At 63.2% G+C, this 18,279-nt stretch carries 7 protein-coding genes; 3 read left to right on the forward strand and 4 right to left on the reverse strand.

Annotated elements, in window-relative coordinates:
* From R4P70_RS26910 to R4P70_RS26920, 3 genes are all read left to right on the forward strand, one after another.
* Positions 1–12,496: non-ribosomal peptide synthetase (locus R4P70_RS26910; protein ID WP_317832662.1), on the forward strand; the 12,496-nt coding region annotated here is incomplete at its 5' end.
* Positions 12,497–12,582: 86 nt separating this feature from the next.
* Positions 12,583–13,605 carry an alpha/beta hydrolase gene (locus R4P70_RS26915; protein ID WP_046378652.1) on the forward strand — a complete coding sequence of 341 codons (1,023 nt, stop codon included), beginning with the start codon at positions 12,583–12,585 and terminating at the stop codon, positions 13,603–13,605.
* Positions 13,606–13,707: 102 nt separating this feature from the next.
* Positions 13,708–14,544 (forward strand): helix-turn-helix domain-containing GNAT family N-acetyltransferase, encoded by an 837-nt coding sequence (locus R4P70_RS26920; protein WP_019748689.1) that lies wholly within the window; start codon positions 13,708–13,710, stop codon positions 14,542–14,544.
* Between the two features lie 10 nt (positions 14,545–14,554).
* Here the strand turns inward: R4P70_RS26920 and R4P70_RS26925 are convergent, their stop codons facing one another.
* From R4P70_RS26925 to R4P70_RS26940, 4 genes are all read right to left on the reverse strand, one after another.
* Complete coding sequence (locus R4P70_RS26925; protein WP_069147166.1) at positions 14,555–16,021, reverse strand: FAD-dependent oxidoreductase; 1,467 nt, start codon at positions 16,019–16,021, stop codon at positions 14,555–14,557.
* Positions 16,022–16,108: 87 nt separating this feature from the next.
* On the reverse strand, positions 16,109–16,570 hold the full coding sequence (locus R4P70_RS26930; RefSeq protein WP_003944075.1) for a carboxymuconolactone decarboxylase family protein: 462 nt from the start codon (positions 16,568–16,570) through the stop codon (positions 16,109–16,111).
* Positions 16,567–17,511 carry an NAD(P)-dependent oxidoreductase gene (locus tag R4P70_RS26935; protein ID WP_317832665.1) on the reverse strand — a complete coding sequence of 315 codons (945 nt, stop codon included), beginning with the start codon at positions 17,509–17,511 and terminating at the stop codon, positions 16,567–16,569. Before R4P70_RS26935 ends, R4P70_RS26930 begins: the two co-directional genes overlap by 4 nt.
* On the reverse strand, positions 17,508–18,257 hold the full coding sequence (locus R4P70_RS26940) for an SDR family oxidoreductase (RefSeq protein WP_317832667.1): 750 nt from the start codon (positions 18,255–18,257) through the stop codon (positions 17,508–17,510). Before R4P70_RS26940 ends, R4P70_RS26935 begins: the two co-directional genes overlap by 4 nt.
* Positions 18,258–18,279: the final 22 nt, after the last annotated feature.

An 18,279-nucleotide genomic window follows, 5' to 3' on the forward strand; every position in this document is an offset into this window, starting at 1 on the left:
CACGGATTTTCAGGTGAAGGTGCGGGGGCAGCGGGTGGAGTTGGGTGAGGTGGAGGCGGTGTTGGCTGCTCAGGTGGCGGTGGCTGGTGCGGTGGTGGTGTTGCGGTCGGGTGTGGGTGGGGATTTTTTGGTGGGGTTTGTGGTGGGTGAGGTGGGTGTGGTGGTCGATGAGGTGGTGGTGTTGGAGGGGGTGCGGAGGTCTCTTCCGGGGTTCATGGTGCCGTCGGTGGTGGTGGTGTTGGGGGAGTTTCCGGTGACGGTGCATGGGAAGTTGGACCGTAAAGCCCTCCCGGACACTACTTTTACAGCCGCGGACTATCGGACGCCGAGCACACGAGCCGAAGTTATGGTCGCTCGAGCCATCGCCGAGGTGCTCGATCTCGACCAGGTGGGCGCCGACGACAATTTCTTCGAATTGGGTGGAGACTCGCTCAGCGCCACTCGCGTCGCAGCGCGCATCAGATCCGAATCGAGCACGAATGTCGGTGTGAAGGCCCTGTTCGACACTCCCGTGGTCGCTGATCTGGCGGCATCGATCGATCAGCTACAAGCTGTGCTGCGAGGTTCGGGGCCGGAAGGTTCGGGGCCGGAAGGTTCGAGGATTTCAGAAATCGCGGGTAAGACCCGGCCAGAACATATTCCGCTATCGCTCTCACAGGCGCGCATGTGGTTCGTCAACCAGTTCGACACCTCGTCTCCGCTTTACAACATCCCCGTCGCACTACAACTGGACGGCTTCCTGGATTCGGGTGCGCTCCAAGCCGCACTGGGTGATGTGGTGGAACGGCACGAAACCCTTCGAACGATCTTCCCGACGTCCGCGAACGGGCCTCACCAGGTGATCGCCGAACCAGCGCTCGCTGCTCCTCGAATCCACCCCGTCCCGATTTCCGGTGAGCGGCTTTTTACGGATTTGCACGCGTTCTTCGACGTCGGATTCGATGTGGCCGAAGAGTTCCCGCTGCACGTGAGGTTACTCCGAATCGGGCCGGAGCAGCATGTTCTTGCGATCGTCGTCCACCACATCGCCGCGGACGGTTTCTCGATGGCGCCACTGGCACGTGACCTGATGCGCGCCTATACATCCCGTGCTCAGGAGCAGAATCCGGACTGGGAGCCACTGCCCATCCAGTATGCCGACTACAGCCTGTGGCAGCGGGAGATCCTCGACGCAGAAGTTGGTCCGGGAACGTCGACGTCGGATGAATTCGATTACTGGACAGCGAAGCTGTCGGATATTCCAGAAGTCTTGCCGCTCCCTCTCGATCGACCACGAACGCCGAAACGGTCTACCGAGGGCGCGGTGGTTTCGATGGACTTCTCACCCGAGATCCATCGAGTTTTGACCGACCTCGCACACCAGAATGGTGCGTCCCTGTTCATGGTGATGCATGCGGCGCTCGCGGTGTTGCTGGCACGGCTTTCGGCGTCGGACGACGTAGTGATCGGCACTCCGGTCGCAGGGCGCGGTGCTTCGGTGTTCGACGATGTGGTCGGGATGTTCGTCAATACGCTCGTGCTTCGCACACCCGTCGAATCCGGAGCAACCTTTGCCGAGGTGTTGGCCGCGGTGCGGTCAACGGATCTCGGTGCACTCGACCATGCAGACATTCCCTTCGAGAGGTTGGTGGATCACCTCTCGCCCGACCGTTCCACCGCGCATTCACCCCTCTTTCAAGTACTCCTCGAATTCCAGACCGATACGGGACTGCGCTTCGAATTGCCGGAACTGACGGCTCGCTCGCTCGACATCGATCTCGCGGTTGCGAAATTCGATCTACAACTGAGTGTGATGGAACACGTCGACGAGCACGGTGGGCCGGCCGGTATCAGCGCCGGTTTCCGTTATGCAACAGATATTTTCGATCGAGTATCGGTGACGCGCATCGCGGAGCGCTTCGAGAGAGTGATCGGCGCCGTGATCGAGGATCCGTCGGCAGTCGTCGGCGACATCGACATACTTCTGGCCGGCGAATACAGCGAGATGCTGGTTGCGCCATCGGCCTCGGCCTCAGGCTCGGCCTCGGTCTCGGGCGTCGGAACCCACGAGGGTTCGCTGTCGGATCTCTTCGATCGTGCGGTGCTGACGTCCGGTGATGCCGTGGCGGTGCGCTGCGACGGATTGTCCGTCACCTACCGCGAACTCGACGAGCGAGCAAACCGCCTCGCTCGACTGTTGGTGGCTCAGGGTGTGGTGCCGGAAACCCTGGTGGCAGTCGCGATGACCCGCTCGATCGACCTGGTGGTGGCATTGCTGGCGGTGGTGAAGGCGGGTGGCGGCTACCTACCGGTGGACCTGACTTCTCCGGTCGACCGGGTGGACTTCGTGCTGCGTGACTCCGCGCCGAAGTGTGTGCTGACCACTGGGGCCGACGGCGACGACATACGAGACAGTGACGCAATCGCAGACAACGAGATTCCAGTGATTTCCGTGGACGACCCGGCGATTCTCGAAGCGCTGCGTAGGAGTTCTCCGTTTCCGGTGACCGACCAAGACCGACTGCTACCGCTCCGACCCGATTCGGTGGCCTACGTGATTTACACCTCGGGGTCTACTGGGCGTCCGAAGGGAGTGCAGGTTTCCCACCGCAGTGTCGTGACGTTGCTGGCAAACACCGGAGCGCTCTTCGGCTGCGGCAGCGGCGATGTGTGGACGATGTTCCATTCCGAGGCATTCGACTTCTCGGTCTGGGAAATGTGGGGCGCACTCGCACACGGTGGCCGGCTGGTACTGGTCGACTACTTCACGGCCCGTTCACCAGAGGCATTCCTCGAATTGCTGCGGCACGAACGTGTCACGGTGCTCAATCAAACTCCCACTGCCTTCTATCAATTGGCGGAAGCCGACCGGCGTACCGGGGGTGCGTCCCTGTCATTGCGCTACGTGATCTTCGGTGGAGAAGCCCTCGACTTCGGGCAGTTGACGCGCTGGTACGCCCGCCGCGGGACTTCGTCACCAGATCTGGTCAACATGTACGGCATCACGGAGACCACGGTGCACGTCAGCCACCTACCGCTCGATCGTGAGCTGGCGCGTGACGGATCGGCCTCGGTGATCGGTCGGGCGTTGCCCGGATTGCGTGTGTATGTGTTGGATCAGCGGTTGCACCCGGTGCCGCCCGGTGTGGTGGGTGAACTGTATGTCTGCGGCGATCAGGTGTCACGCGGATACCTCGGCCGGTTCGGTCTGACCTCCGCGCGGTTCATTCCCGACCTCACCGTCAGCGGGGCGCGTATGTATCGATCCGGTGACCTGGGGCGCTGGAACGACAGCGGGCAGCTGGAGTACCTCGGACGAAACGATCTGCAGGTGCAGGTAAAGGGGTACCGAATCGAACTCGGCGAGGTGGAGGCTGCGCTGCTCTCCGGAGTGGGCGTGTCTCAGGCGGCGGTCGTGGCCCGCAGAGACCGGTTGGTGGGCTACGTGGTGCCGGAGGCCGTTGCCACTGTCTCTCCGGCGGCGTTGCTCGAGTATCTCTCACAGAGGTTGGCGGCACACATGGTCCCCGCTGTCGTGACGGTTCTCGAGGCGTTGCCGCTGACGGTGAACGGCAAACTCGACCGGAAAGCGTTGCCTGAACCTGACTTCGGGCTACAGACAACCGTGAGTCGTGGCCCCGCCTCCGAGACGGAAAGCATCCTTGCGGGCCTGTTCGCCGAGGTTCTGGGACTCGACGAGGTGGGGGTCGACGATTCGTTCTTCACTCTCGGCGGTGACTCGATCATGTCCATCCAGTTGGTGACGCGAGCCAAGTCTGCCGGAGTTTTGATCTCACCGCGCGAGGTATTCGAACGCAAAACCGTTGCGGCGCTGTCCGAGACGGCCGGTACGTCTGGCGGTCACGCTGTTCTCGACGAGTTGCCCGGTGGCGGCGTCGGGGAGATCGAGTTGACACCGATCGCGGAATGGATGCTCGATCGCGGCGGAGATTTTCGGCGGTACTCACAATCTGTTCTCCTCGCGGTTCCTGCCACGCTCGACGAGGTCACGCTGACACAGGCGATGCAGGCCGTGCTGGACCACCACGACATCCTCCGCGCGGGCATCCGGGCGACGCTGCATCCTGAATCCGCTCGGCGGATGGACGTTGCGCCAGCAGGTACGGTGCGGGCGGAGACCGTCGTACGCCACGCGAGCCTAGAGGGTGCTGCCGCGGAGACGGTCCCGGCAGAACTCGACGCAGCTCTGGGGCGGCTCGACCCGGAGACAGGTGTGATGGTGCAGGCAGTCCTGCTCGACACCGACGGACAGATTCAAAAGGAAGGACAGCGCCAGAAACGGTTGCTACTGGTAGCGCACCATCTGGTGACGGACGGTGTTTCCTGGCGAATCCTGATCCCCGATCTTGCACTTGCTTGTGCGCAGGTGCAATCAGGCGTCGACCCGTCACTGGCTCCGGTCGGGACCTCGATGCGTCGATGGGCACGTGGCCTCGTCGACGCCGCGCGCGAGCCGGATCGGGTTGCTGAACTCGACTATTGGCGAGAGGTGCTCGAGGGTCCCGATCCGACTCTGGGTGTGCGCGCCCTGACGAAGAGGGACACCGCCTCGGCCACCACCGACATCGAAGTACGAGTTCCCACGGCATTGACCGAGGCCGTGTCGACGACAGTGCCGCAGGCGATTCACGGGAGCGTCGAGGACGGGTTGTTGACGGCTTTGGCACTTGCGATGGTCCGCTGGCGCATGGACCGCGGGATCGACAATCCGGAGACATTGATCAGTCTCGAGGGGCACGGACGCGAGGAACAGGTGGTTCCCGGGGCAGATCTTGCTCGCACGGTGGGATGGTTCACGTCGATCTTCCCGGTGCGGATCGATCTGAGCAGAGTGGATCCGAGCGACGCCTTCGCCGGCGGCCCGGCTGCGGGCGTCGCTGCCAAGGCCGTCAAGGAACAACTCCGGGCGGTGCCGGACCGCGGCATCGGCTTCGGGTTGCTGCGCTATCTGAACCGCGAAACGGCACACACACTTTCGCAACTTCCGGAGCCCCAGATCAGTTTCAACTACCTCGGACGCGTCGGTGGATCCGAGGCCGACGCTACAGCGGGATGGGTACCGATCCGCGACGAGGACTTGCGGACGGTTACGGCCGTCGATCTCCCACTCGCCGGCGTCCTCGAGGTCAACGTGATGACCGTCGACGACAGCTACACCGACAACAGTGACACCGACGACGGCCCGCAGCTCGTTGCCAGCTGGACGTTCCCACCGGACATTCTGGGCGCGGACGATGCTCGGCACCTGGCGCAATGGTGGCTCGACGCATTGGCCGGGCTCGGAGAGTACGCGGCAGGCGGCGGCGGATTCACACCCTCGGACTTCGACCTGGTCGATCTTCGACAGGACGCGGTCGACGACCTCGAAAGTCGGTGCCCCGACCTGACCGACGTCTGGTCGCTCTCTCCATTGCAGGCGGGGTTGTTGTTCCATGCCGAACTGGCCGAACGATCGGTCGACGCATACCTCGTACAAGTGGCTCTCGATCTTGCCGGCGCAGTCGATTCGGAGCGCCTGCGTCGCGCCGCCGACGCGCTGCTCCGCAGGCATGAGAACCTGCGTACCGCCTTCCTTCACGGCGCGGACGGCCGTGCCGTCCAGGTGGTCCGAAGCGCCGTGGCAGCGCCGTGGCAGGAAATCGACCTCACTGGTGCAACAGATCAGGATCTTGATCGAGCACTGGCGGAGGACCGAGCGCGCCCGTTCGACATGGCGCAGGCGCCGTTGATCAGATTCACCCTGATTGCTCTCGCCCCCGAAAAGTTCACGCTGGTGCTCACCAACCATCACATCCTTCTGGACGGCTGGTCCATGCCACTGCTGATCCGGGAGTTGGCGACGCTCTATGCCGCTGGCGGTGAAGTTCCGCCCTTGCCTCACGCGCGCGCGTATCGCGACTATCTGACCTGGATGAGCCGCCGCGATCAGCAAGCTTCTCGAGCTGTATGGGCGAGGACGCTGAGCGGAGTCGAAGGACCGACGCTGTTGGCTCCGGCGGTTCGATCTCGTCGACTCTCCACCATGGCGGCCGAGTGGGTGTTCGATCTGGACGAGGAGTTCACAACCTCACTTCGCGGGATGGCGCGTGAACTCGGGCTGACGATCAACACAATTGTTCAGGCATCGTGGGGGATCGTCCTCGCTGCACTGACCGGGAGAGACGATGTGGTGTTCGGAGCGACGGTGTCGGGTCGACCCCCCGAGCTGACTGGGATCGAAACCATGATCGGGCTTTTCATCAACACAATTCCGGTCCGAATCACTCTGCGCCCGAGAGAAAGTATCGGCACACTCCTCGCGCGGATCCAGGCCGAGCAAGCAGAGCTGTCGGATCATCACTATCTCGGGCTTTCCGAGATCCAAGTAGCCACGGGGCCGGAGACCGGGTTCGACACGTTGACTGTCTTCGAATCGTATCCCGTTGACCGTCAGGGCCTTTCGTCCGATACCGATATTGCGGGGATCCGGATCGCCGATGTCGAAGCCAAGGACGCTGCTCACTACCCGCTCAGCCTGGTGGCATCGGTCGACACCAGACTCCGCCTGAAATTCGAGTACCTACCCGAGGTTTTCGGTGCCGCCGACATCGAAGAGATCGCCGGACGACTGCATCGCGTACTCGAAGCGTGTGCCCAGCCGGATCGCCCCTTGGCTGTGGTGTCGGTGCTCGCCCCGTCCGAACGTGCCGAATTGGTGCCGGCCCGTGGCACGGCTGGTGGGTCGTCGCGCGTCTTCCCGGAGATCTTCGACGCGGCAGCCCAGCGTGATCCGAACGCGCTCGCCGTGGAATCGGCGGACGGCAGCCTGACCTACGGCGAGCTGGACATCCTCTCCAATCGCATTGCTCGCGTGCTTGTCTCGCGAGGACTGGGGACCGAGGACTACGTAGCAGTCGGTGTCCCACGTTCTCTCACGTCCGTGGTGTCGATACTTGCCGTCGCCAAGACGGGCGCTGCATTCGTGCCGATCGATCCCGCCTATCCCGACGAGCGGATCAATCACATGCTGATCGATTCGAAGGTCAGCTTCGGATTGACCACCACCGCGGGCCGAGATCGACTGCCCGATATCGCGGAGTGGCTGATTCTCGACGATCCGCATGTCACGAAGAAGTGCGAGGAATTCTCGGGGAGCCCACTGACCGACAACGACCGACTCCGTCCGATCGGGTTGGATTCAGCTGCCTACGTGGTCTACACCTCGGGGTCGACCGGCGTCCCCAAGGGAGTCGTGGTCACACAGCGAGGGCTCGACAACTTCGCCCGAGACCAGGTCGAACGCTACGGCGCAACTCCACAATCACGCACGCTGCACTTCTCCACTCCGAGTTTCGACGGGTCGCTCTTCGAATATCTGCAGGCTTTCGGTGCCGGGGCGACGATGGTTATCGCTCCACCCGGGATCTACGGGGGCGAGGACCTGGCGCAGCTTCTGGCCGAGCACGCCGTCACGCACGCGTTCATCACCACGGCGGCATTGGCAACGGTGGACCCGGCTGGGCTGGAACAACTTTCGGAAGTCGTATTCGGGGGCGAGGCGTGCCCACCCGATCTCGTTGCTCGCTGGGCACCTGGCCGCCGCCTGTACAACGCGTACGGACCGACCGAAGCAACGATCATGTCGAACGTCAGTCCGCCGATGACCGCCGGGGAGCGCATCACGATCGGTGGACCTGTCAGTGGCGTCAGCGAACTGGTGCTCGACGCTCGACTTCAAGCGGTTCCCGTCGGGGTCCCCGGCGAGCTGTATCTGGCCGGACCAGGCGTGGCGCGGGGATATCACCGAAGGCCGGGGTTGACGGCAGAGCGCTTTGTTGCCAATCCGGCCGACCCAGGAACGCGGATGTACCGCACCGGCGACATCGTGCGATGGACGGCGGACATGTGTGTCGAGTACGTCGGGCGAAGCGACTTCCAGGTCAAGGTTCGAGGCTTCCGTGTCGAACTCGGTGAGATCGACAGTGTGCTGATGGCGGAGCCCAACGTCGGATTTGCCGTTACGGTTGCCGATTCCGCCCCCACCGGAGACACCCGACTCGTGTCGTACGTCGTGCCCACCGCGGGTCGACTGGACACCAGGCTCCTGATTCGCGCCGTGGCCCGGCGCTTGCCTTCGCACATGGTGCCTGCCGTTCTCACGGTGCTGGAGAACATACCATTGACCACTGTCGGAAAAGTTGACCGTTCGGCATTGCCCAGCCCCGAAATCGAGACGACCACAGGGGATTTCCGTCCCCCTGTCGGCCCGGTCCAACAGGCAGTGTCGGACGTGTTCGCCGAGGTGCTCGGCCTCGAACGAGTCGGTACCGACATCAGTTTCTTCGAGCTCGGTGGAAATTCTCTGAGCGCCACTTCGGTCGCGGCGAGGCTACGGGCGGTGCTCGGAGCTACCGTCGGCGTGCGGGACCTGTTCGAGACGCCGACGGTGGCCGAGTTGGCTACGGTGATCGACCAGTCGGTCGCCGAACGGTCGGAGCGACTGGAACCGCGCCCCCGACCCGACAACATCCCCTTGTCGTTTGCTCAGCAGCGGATGTGGTTCGTCAATCAACTCGACACCAGTTCTCCTGCATACAACATTCCGCTCGTGGTGCGGTTGAGCGGTGAACTCGACAAACCGGCCTTGAGATCAGCGATGTCCGATGTCATCGCCCGCCACGAATCGCTGCGAACGATGTTCCCGGTCCACGGCGACGGACCGGTCCAGCACATCGTGCCCACCGAAAGCGCCGCGCTGCCACAACTGGCCGAGACATCGGTGACCGACGAACATCATCTCCGTGACGAGCTTGCCCGAATGGTCTCGGCCGGTTTCGACGTCGCCGCACGAATTCCCCTGCGGGCAGCGTTGTTCACCATCGATGAGCGCGAACACGTACTTGCCGTAGTGGTGCACCACATCTCGGCTGACGGCTTCTCGATGTCTCCACTGACCCGAGACGTGATGATTGCATACGAGGCCCACGCGTACGGCAGGGAACCCCAGTGGACGCCGCTTCCAGTCCAGTACGCCGACTTTGCGCTCTGGCAACGGGAGATTCTGGGCTCCGGCGACGACCCTGGGTCGGTGATCACCGAGCAGTTGGCTTACTGGCGACGCGCACTGTCAGGCGCTCCCGACCTCTTGGAACTTCCCCTCGATCGAGACCGGCCGACACAACAGAGTTTTCACGGCTCGCGGATTCACTTCTCGATCAGCAGTGATCTTCACCGCCGTATCCGAGACGTGTCGAGGCAGCAAGAGTCCACTGCATTCATGACTGTGCATGCAGCGCTCGCGCTCTTGCTGGCACGTTTGGGCAGCACCGACGACATCGTGATCGGAACGCCGATCGCCGGCCGGGGAGATCGTGCCCTCGATGATCTGGTCGGCATGTTCGTCGGCACGCTCGCACTGCGCACACAGGTCGACCCGGCTCAATCGTTCCGGGAGTTGGTTGCGCATTGCCGCGAAGTCGACCTCGCCGCGTTCGCGCATTCCGACGTTCCCTTCGAGCGGGTAGTGGACGCGGTCGGGCCGAAACGGTCGAGCGCCTATGCACCGATTTCCTCGGTGTCGCTGGAATTCCAGAACAACGATCGGCCGATTCTGAAGCTGGCGGGACTGGAAGTCCGCGGGATCGACCCAGAACTCGAGGTAGTGAAGGTAGACCTGGAATTCCTCCTCGCCGAAGAGTACGACGATCGCGGTGCACCGGGAGGAATGAGCGGAGCCGTCGACTTTGCCACCGATCTCTTCGACCCCGGTACGGTCAGCGGGTTTGCCGACATGTTCGTTCGTGTACTCGAGGCCGTGACCCGGAATCCGCAGGTACCGATCGGTGACATCGATCTACTCGGCGATCTTGAACGTCGCGAGTTGACGCCGGCGCATGGGCTCCCCGAAGTACCTCCGAAATTGTGGCCTGAGTTGTTGGCGGACGCCGTGGCGATCGATCCGGACTCGGTGGCCCTGTCGCTCGAGAACCGGCAGCTCAGTTATCGCGACCTGGACGAGTGGTCGAATCGTGTTGCCCGGGAGTTGTGCGGTCGCGGTGTGGGCCCGGAGACCTTCGTGGCACTGGGAATGCCTCGCTCGATCGAATCGGTGGTGGCGATCTGGTCGGTGACCAAAGCCGGAGCGGCTTTTGTGCCTGTCGATCCGGCCTATCCGCGCGAGCGCGTCGAATACATGCTCGCCGATTGCCGAGCCTCGCTCGGTTTGACCGTTCAGTCCAGCCGAACTCACCTACCCGACGTTGTTCCCTGGCTGGAACTCGACGACCCACAATTCGCCCGGCGGGTAGCCGCGCTGTCGCCGGAACCGATCACCGATGACGATCGAACCGGTGAACTGAACCTCGATCATCCGGCCTACCTGATCTACACCTCGGGATCTACGGGGAAACCCAAGGGAGTGAACATTACTCATCGAGGTTTGGCGAGCTTCACGGCCGAAACTCGTGAGAGGTTCGAGGTCACTCACGACTCTCATGTCTCACAGTTGGCATCGCCGAGTTTCGACGCTTCCATCTTCGAGTTGACGATGGCATTCAGCGCCTCGGCGCAAGTCGTGATCGTTCCGCCTGCTGTGTACGGTGGCGCCGAATTGGCCGATGTTTTCCGGCGCGAGCAGGTCACTCATGCCACCATTACACCGACCGCGCTGGCGGCGTTGGGGGACAACGGTTTCGAGGCGCTCCGTGTTCTCGATCTGGTGGGCGAGGCCTGCCCGCCGGAGGTCGTCGCGCAATGGGCGCCGGGTCGGAGGCTGCACAACGGCTACGGCCCGACTGAAACCACCGTGCAGGCGAGTGTCAGCGATTCGATGAAACCCGGTGCGGGAGTGAACATCGGCTCGCCGGCAGTGGGCTTCGGCTTCCTGGTGCTGGACGAGCGTTTGCAGCCCGTACCGGTGGGCGTGCCGGGGGAGTTGTACATCATCGGCCCAGGTATGGCACGTGGGTACCATAATCGGGCGTCGCTCACGTCGGAACGATTTGTCGCTTGCTTGTACGGGTCGCCGGGGCGCCGGATGTACCGCACCGGAGATGTCGTGCGTTGGCGTGAATCCGGCGGTGACAGTGCCAAAATCGTTGGTTCCGGCGATGGAGTGCATCACACACTCGAATACATCGGGCGCAGCGACTTCCAGGTCAAGGTCCGTGGTTTTCGGATCGAACTCGGGGAAATCGATGCAGTTCTCTCACGCCATCCGTCGGTGGACTTCGCCGCAACTGTCGGCTACACGGGACCGTCGGGTGAAACGGTCCTGGTGTCGTACGTGCGTACGTCAGCTGCCGACGCCTCGAACAGCGACGAGATACGGGCGTACGCAGCCGACCGCCTTCCCTCGCACATGGTTCCGTCGGCAGTGGTATTTCTCGAGCGGATTCCGATGACACCGGTGGGCAAGCTCGACCGAAAGGCTCTACCGGAACCCGAATTCAGTTCGGTTGCAGCCGAGTTCCGCGAGCCGGTCACCGACACCGAGCGCGCCGTGGTCGACTCGTTTGTCGAGGTTCTGGGTGTCAGCCGGGTGAGCACTACCGACAGCTTCTTCGACCTGGGCGGGTCCTCCCTGGTAGCCACCCGAATCGTCAGCGCACTGCACTCCCGTTTCCAACGCAGAATTCCGCTTCAGTGGATGTTCCTCGACCCGACACCCGCTGGAATCGCTCGACGCCTCGACATGCCGACAGTGGACGCCGGCATGGAAGAGCTTCTCGCCGTGGTTGTTCCGCTGCGGACAGAAGGAAGTGGGAGACCGCTGTTCTGTGTGCACCCTGGTATCGGCCTGTCACGGGGGTACGCCGGCTTGGTGCGGTATCTGCCCGAGGACCGACCGGTGTACGGACTTCAGCTCCCCGCACTCAGCGACGACGGTGACTATCAGTCGATCGAACAGTTGGCGCATCGCTACGTCGAAGAGATGGAAGCCGTTTCGCCGGACGGGCCGTACGACTTGCTCGGTTGGTCCCTCGGCGGAGTCATCGCGCACGCCATGGCCGTCGAACTGCAATCGTCCGGCCGCGAAGTTGCCACACTGACGATGATGGACAGCTACCCCGACAACGGCGATGCCTCTGCGTCAGCCGCACTCGACGTCCGAGACCTACTGCGAGGACTCGGCCTCGAGATCGAGACCGACCGAGATCTGACCTTCGACGAGGCGGCGGCCGTGCTGGCCCGGAGGCTCGGGCCCGAGACGGGAGTCGACGGTCGGGACCTCGAGCGGATTGCCAGAGGGTACGAGACTTCGCAGAGAATCACGCACCAGTTCGTTCCCCAGATCTACGAGGGAGACCTGCTGATCTTCCCGGCTGACGGAAAAGACGACAGGATTCCGCGGGAGAGGTCGCCACAGGAATGGCGTCCGCTCGTGACAGGCCGGATCGTGGAGGTACCGGTGCGATGCGGACACAACGAGATGATCGAGGCACCGGCCATGGCGGTCATCGGACCGGAGATGGCTCGGGTGCTCTCGATGTTTTCCGGATACTCCGAACGGGCATGACAACTTGAAGCCACCGAGCCGCACGCCCGTGAAGCGAGCGCCACCGAGCTGTTGCCGGGCACCGCAATCGAGCACGAGGAGCGGCAATGAGAAGGATCGGACGTACTCGGGCGATACTGGTCGTCGCCCTCGTCGCATGGACGGGATTGTTCGGTGAAGCGGCGCTTGCCTCGGCTGATCAGGCGCGAACATCCCCTCCAGACAGTTCAGCTCTCGATCACGTCGAGGAAATCAACGCCCGTCAGCTGACGATGTACGTCTACTCCGCTGCAATGGACAAGGTGATCCCACTCGAGGTGATTCGGCCGGCAGACACGAGTGCGCCCCGGCCGACTCTCTACCTGCTCAACGGCGCGGGCGGAGGCGAGGACACGGCGACGTGGCAGACACGCACAGACGTCGTCGACTTCTTCGGCGACAAGAACGTCAACGTCGTCAACCCGATCGGCGGTGCCTACAGCTACTACACCGACTGGGAGAAGCCCGATCCTGTTCTCGGGCTGAACAAGTGGACCACGTTCCTCACCGAGGAGTTGCCACCGATCGTCGATGCCACGCTCGGGACTACGGGTGTGAATGCCGTTGCCGGATTGTCGATGGCAGGTACCTCGGTTCTGAGCCTGGCCGAGGCGGCGCCATCCGTTTACCGTGCCGTCGGTGCTTTCAGCGGGTGCGCCGAGACGAGTACTCAACCCGGTCAGGACTACGTGAGATTCGTGGTCGGATTCCGCGGCGGCAACGTGGACAACATGTGGGGTCCTCCCGGCGGTCCGGGCTGGGTAGCCAACGATCCTGTGGTCAACGCCGAGAGATTGCGGGGGGTCGACCTCTACATCAGCAATGGATCGGGCCTGCCCGGCCCACACGAGAATCTGGGGGGACCGATGGTCAACGGCGACCTCGGCGTTCTGGCGAACCAGGTGATCGTGGGTGGAGTCATCGAGGCCGGGACGAACCAGTGCACCCAGCGTTTGGCCGAGCGGCTCGACTCCCTGGGCATCCCGGCCACCTATGATTTCCGGGCAACTGGCACTCACTCCTGGGGTTATTGGCAGGACGATCTTCACAACTCGTGGTCGATGATTGCCGAGTCGATCGGTGCGCGTTAGCCGGTGAACCCGAGGATCGGCGGCTGAGTTGTTTCTCACTTCGGGGCCCGCTCGCCCCACCTAGCCGACCGAACTGCAGGTCAGCGGCGTTATAGTCGCCCTATGAGTTCAGAAACACTCGCGCCCCTCGACACCGATGTACTTGCGCGCAGGTTTGCGTGCCTTGGTGATCCGACGCGGCTGCGAGTGCTCCGACTCGCTGCCGGCGGTCCGATCGACGTCGACACGATTGCACACGCCGCATCACTCGAGCCGTCGGCGCTGAGTGCTCACCTCGAGGCCTTGATCGAGGTCGGTTTTGTCGAGGCTTCGGTGCGTGAAGGCACTTCGGTTGTCAGTGTTGCCGGAACGGCATACTCCGATCTGATGGCAGCGGCCGCCGTTGTGGCTGCGCGTGGCCCGGTCGAAGACACACTGGGAGTTCTTCCCGACGATGTGGTGCTTCGCCGCATGGAATCCGGCGACTGGGATGCCGTGCGCTCGATCTACCGAGAAGGAATCGACACCGGAACCGCGACGTTCACCACGTCGGTGCCGTCAGCCGAGAAGCTCGACGCGCAATGGTTGCCCGATCATCGATGGGTCGCCGAGATCGACGGCCGAGTCGAAGGCTGGGCGAGCCTGAGCCCGGTGTCCTCGCGTGATTGCTACCGAGGGGTCGCCGAGAACTCCATCTACATCGGTAGCGGTGCTCGCGGGCGCGGCGTAGGCAAGCTGCTGCTTCGCCGACAGGTGCAAGCCGCCGACGCCAGTGAGATCTGGACGGTGCAGTCGTCGATCTTCCCGGAGAACCGGGCGAGTGTCGCCTTGCATCAGGCCGTCGGATTCCGAATCGTCGGCACTCGCTCGCGTATCGCTCAACTCGGTGGCAGGTGGCGTGACACGTTGTTCCTCGAACGTCGCAGCGAGGATGCTGACATTGAGGATGCTGACATTTGATAAGAGACGCTCAGCCCTTGGCAGCGCTGATTCCCGCGCGTCGCCCGTAGAAGCTGCCGTCACCGAGGGACGTTCCGGAGGCGTATCCACCGGCGCAGACGCCGGCGGTGCAGCGTCCAGCGGCAAACAAACCCGGGATCGGTTCGCCGGAGACGTGGATGACCTCCGAGTTGATCGACGTGCGCAGGCCGCCGAGCGTGAATCCGGCGGTGAAATTGCGAAGGTCGAGCGCAGCGACGGGTGAGCCGATCGGCTTGACCCACTCCTTCTTCTTACCGAGTACCGGGTCTTCACCACGGGCGGCGTGCCGGTTGTAGACCTCGACGGTCGACTGAAGGGTGCCTTCCGGCAGGCCCATGTCGGATTCGAGTTCCTCGACGGTCTCGGCCACCCACTTGGGCTGGAATCTGAAGAACGGTGTGGAACTGTCGGCGGCGCAGCCCTCTTCGTAGGAAGCTTCGTCGATGATCAGGTAGGCCTGATTCTCGTTGCGCAGCAGCGTCTCCTGGCCGATTCTTCCCGGGTACGTGTCTTCGTTGACGTAGCGCTGGCCGCGTCCGTTGACCAGGATGCCGCGGATCATCAACTGGGGGTCGCCGAAGAATGCGACCTCGGTTGCGTCCATGTGTGCGAGGTCGGCGCCGAGTGCCTGCGCCATCTGGATGGCCTTGCCGTCGTGCTCTTCGATAGCCGCACCGGGGCGCCCGATCAGCCGTGGGGCGTACGACTGGATCATCGCTTCGTTGTAGGCGAAGCTTCCCGTCGCCAATACGACACCCGTGCGTGCTCGAACTGCCACTTCCTTGCCGTACTGCTTGGCGATGATGCCGACTACTCGATCTCCGTCGACGACCAGGCGCTGGACTCGCATGTCGTATTCTGCTCGTACGCCGAGGATTTCGGCCGTCTCGATCAGTGGCTTCATCAACATGAAACCACCGCCCTTCTCCCCGGTGCGCTTGCCGCTCATCTGCGGCACGTGCCCGCGAGGGGCCGGTGTCGCGATCGTGTTGAACGGTGCCGAGTTCTCGCCGCCGGAATACATGAGTCCGTCGTCGAAGGGTGTTTCCCAGCCGGGTTGGCCGTAGAAACTTTCCTTGAACGGCACACCGTTGTCGACGAGCCAGTTGTAGTGCTCGACGCTGCCTTCGCAGTAGTCGGTGATCTTCTCCTCGTCGGCGCCGGGCCCGAGTGCGGCCATCATGAATGATTTCATGTTGGCGGGGGAGTCCTCGAACCCGAGTGCCTGCTGCAACGGGGTCCCGCCGCCCAGATAGATGAATCCACCTGCCAGCGCCGCAGCGCCGCCCCAGCCGCTCGTGCGCTCGAGCACCAATACGTCGGCGCCCGCTCGCGCGGCCTCGATCGAAGCACTCACTCCGGCAATGCCGTAGCCGGCGACGACGACGTCAGCCTCGAAGTCCCACTGCTCGATGCTTGCGGCGGACTGCGGACGGATTGAGCTGGCCTCGGCCATGAATTCGGATCCTTCGTTCTTCTGGTTGGTTGGTGGGGGAATCGGTGGGTGTGATTGATGCCCTGATGGCAGTATCTCGACCGAAAGTCAGTCGGTGTCCGTTTTCGCGGAATCGGCCGCGGCCTTCTCCTTGGCGCGCGCGGCTTTACGTCTGTCGGCCTTCACGGCGATCAGCGCATTGTTGAGTCCGGTGGCCAGTGGCCAGCCGACGTAGTGGCACAGGAAGATCGCGGCCTCTTCGAACTGCTGCTCGGTCAACTCCTCGTTGTGGAGAGCAGCGTTGATCTGGATCTTTGCCACATCGTTCTGCCCCTGGGCGGTGATGGCACCGATCAGGAGTAGTCGTCGGTCACGCACCGACAGTCCCGGTCGCGTCCAGATGTCGGCAAAGAGGTGGTCGGCGGTGACCGCGAAGAAGTCGCCGGGAACGTCGGCGGGAAGCTCCCAGCCGTACACCTCGTTCATCTTCGCGACGCCACGAGCGCGGGCCTCGGAGATGCGGCTTTCGTCGGTTCCACCGGCATCGGTCATGTGAGTGGTGTCGGTCATGCGTGCTCCCGAGTAGTAGATGCCGAAGACGCCGTTGAAGGTTCGGCCGGCCTGTCTTCGCTGTCATTCCCGACGCCCAGACCGGCACCGAGTCCGGCGAGCGCAAGGTGCGCGAGCGGCAGGTCGAGATTCAGCCGATCACCGAGGTTGATGGCCAAGGCCAAGTCCTTCTCCCCGAGATTGCGAACATGCCGCAGTATCGAGAACCACGGGTCGTCCTCCGAGACCGGTGCGGTGGTGTCACGGAGCATGATCGCGCCCGCGCCACCAGTGATCGCATCGGTGTGCCTGACGACCTTTCCGAGCGTGCGGAGATCGAGTCCTGCTGCTTCGGCGAGTCGCGCGGCCTCGGTCGTGGCGGTGAACGAGACGAAGTGAAGAAGGTTGCGTGCGAGCTTCATTCGCGTTCCCGCGCCGACGTCACCGGCGTGAACCACCAGCTCGGCCCAGGATCCGAAGGGCTCGCGGACGGCTTCGAACGCAGCGTCGGAGCCGCCGATCATCACTGCCAGCCTGCCCTGCGCTGCGCCGCCGGCACCGCCACTGATCGGCGCGTCGACCAGCAGAACACCACGCTGTTGACAGATGTCAGCGAGTTCCACCGCCGTGGTGTCCGAGATAGTGGAGTGAATCGCGACGACAGTGCCTGGCTGTGCGGTCGACAGGATCCCGTGCGGCCCGCACACAACCTCGCGTACCTGCGCGTCGTCGAGCACCGTGACGGAGATGATGCTCGCCTGCGCTGCAACGTCGGCGGGCGTCGATGCCGCGCTCGCGCCCGCAGTGGTGAACGGTTCGAGCGCTTCTGCGCGGGCATCACACACCACCAGTCCTCCCGGCCAGTCCAGGAGGCGCTGCGCCATCGGCGCGCCCATGTTGCCTAGGCCGATGTATCCCAGTCTGGTTTTCGAAGCGCTGGCTTTCGGCGCCGATTCCGTCATGACCGGTACACCTGGCCTCCGTCGACGTTGAAGATCTGCCCGGTCACCCAGCCTGCGTCGTCGGAGAGAAGGAACAGGCACATGCCGACGAGATCCTCCGGCGTTCCCATGCGCTGCAACGGGATTCGCTTCACCATGTCCTTGACGATGTTGCCGGGGGTGACGGTTCGAGTCGCCTCCGTGTCGATGGGACCGGGAGCGATGGCGTTGATCCGGATGTTCGACCAGCCGAGTTCGGTCGCGAGTTGTTGTGTCAGGCTGTTGACGCCGGCTTTCGCGAGTCCGTAGTAATTCGAGTACAGCCAGGCTGCTGTGGAGGACTGGTTGACGATCGAACCGCCCTTCGCGCGCATATGAGGTACGACCGCCCGGCACACGTGCAATGCGCCGTCCATGTTGACGCTCATGAACTTTCGGTAGTAGTCCCAGTCCACCGTCAACAGGGAATCGATCTTCATTCCGCCGTAGATGGCAGCGTTGTTCACCAGATGCTCGATGCTACCGAACTGCTCGATCGTGAAGTCGGCAAGTGCCGCAGTCGACTGCCCGTCGGCGACGTCGACGTCCTTGAACACGGCACTTCCACCGTCCGCCGTGATCTGCTTGGCGACAGCTTCACCGAGTTCGCGATTGAGGTCCGCCACGACCACGTTGGCCCCCTCTGCAGCCAGAGCGCGGGCATATGCCTCTCCGATACCCTGCGCTGCTCCGGTGACTATCGCGGTGCGACCGTCGAAACGTCCCATGTCGACCTACTTTCGTGGTGAT

Source organism: Rhodococcus sp. IEGM 1241 (assembly GCF_033142365.1).
In the GTDB taxonomy this organism is placed as follows: Bacteria; Actinomycetota; Actinomycetes; order Mycobacteriales; family Mycobacteriaceae; genus Rhodococcus_F; species Rhodococcus_F erythropolis.

Coding starts and splice junctions, on each gene's coding strand:
- R4P70_RS26915 (WP_046378652.1), top strand. CDS start 12,583: ATGAGAAGGATCGGACGTACTCGGGCGATACTGGTCGTCGCCCTCGTC.
- R4P70_RS26920 (WP_019748689.1), top strand. CDS start 13,708: ATGAGTTCAGAAACACTCGCGCCCCTCGACACCGATGTACTTGCGCGC.
- R4P70_RS26925 (WP_069147166.1), bottom strand. CDS start 16,021: ATGGCCGAGGCCAGCTCAATCCGTCCGCAGTCCGCCGCAAGCATCGAG.
- R4P70_RS26930 (WP_003944075.1), bottom strand. CDS start 16,570: ATGACCGACACCACTCACATGACCGATGCCGGTGGAACCGACGAAAGC.
- R4P70_RS26935 (WP_317832665.1), bottom strand. CDS start 17,511: ATGACGGAATCGGCGCCGAAAGCCAGCGCTTCGAAAACCAGACTGGGA.
- R4P70_RS26940 (WP_317832667.1), bottom strand. CDS start 18,257: ATGGGACGTTTCGACGGTCGCACCGCGATAGTCACCGGAGCAGCGCAG.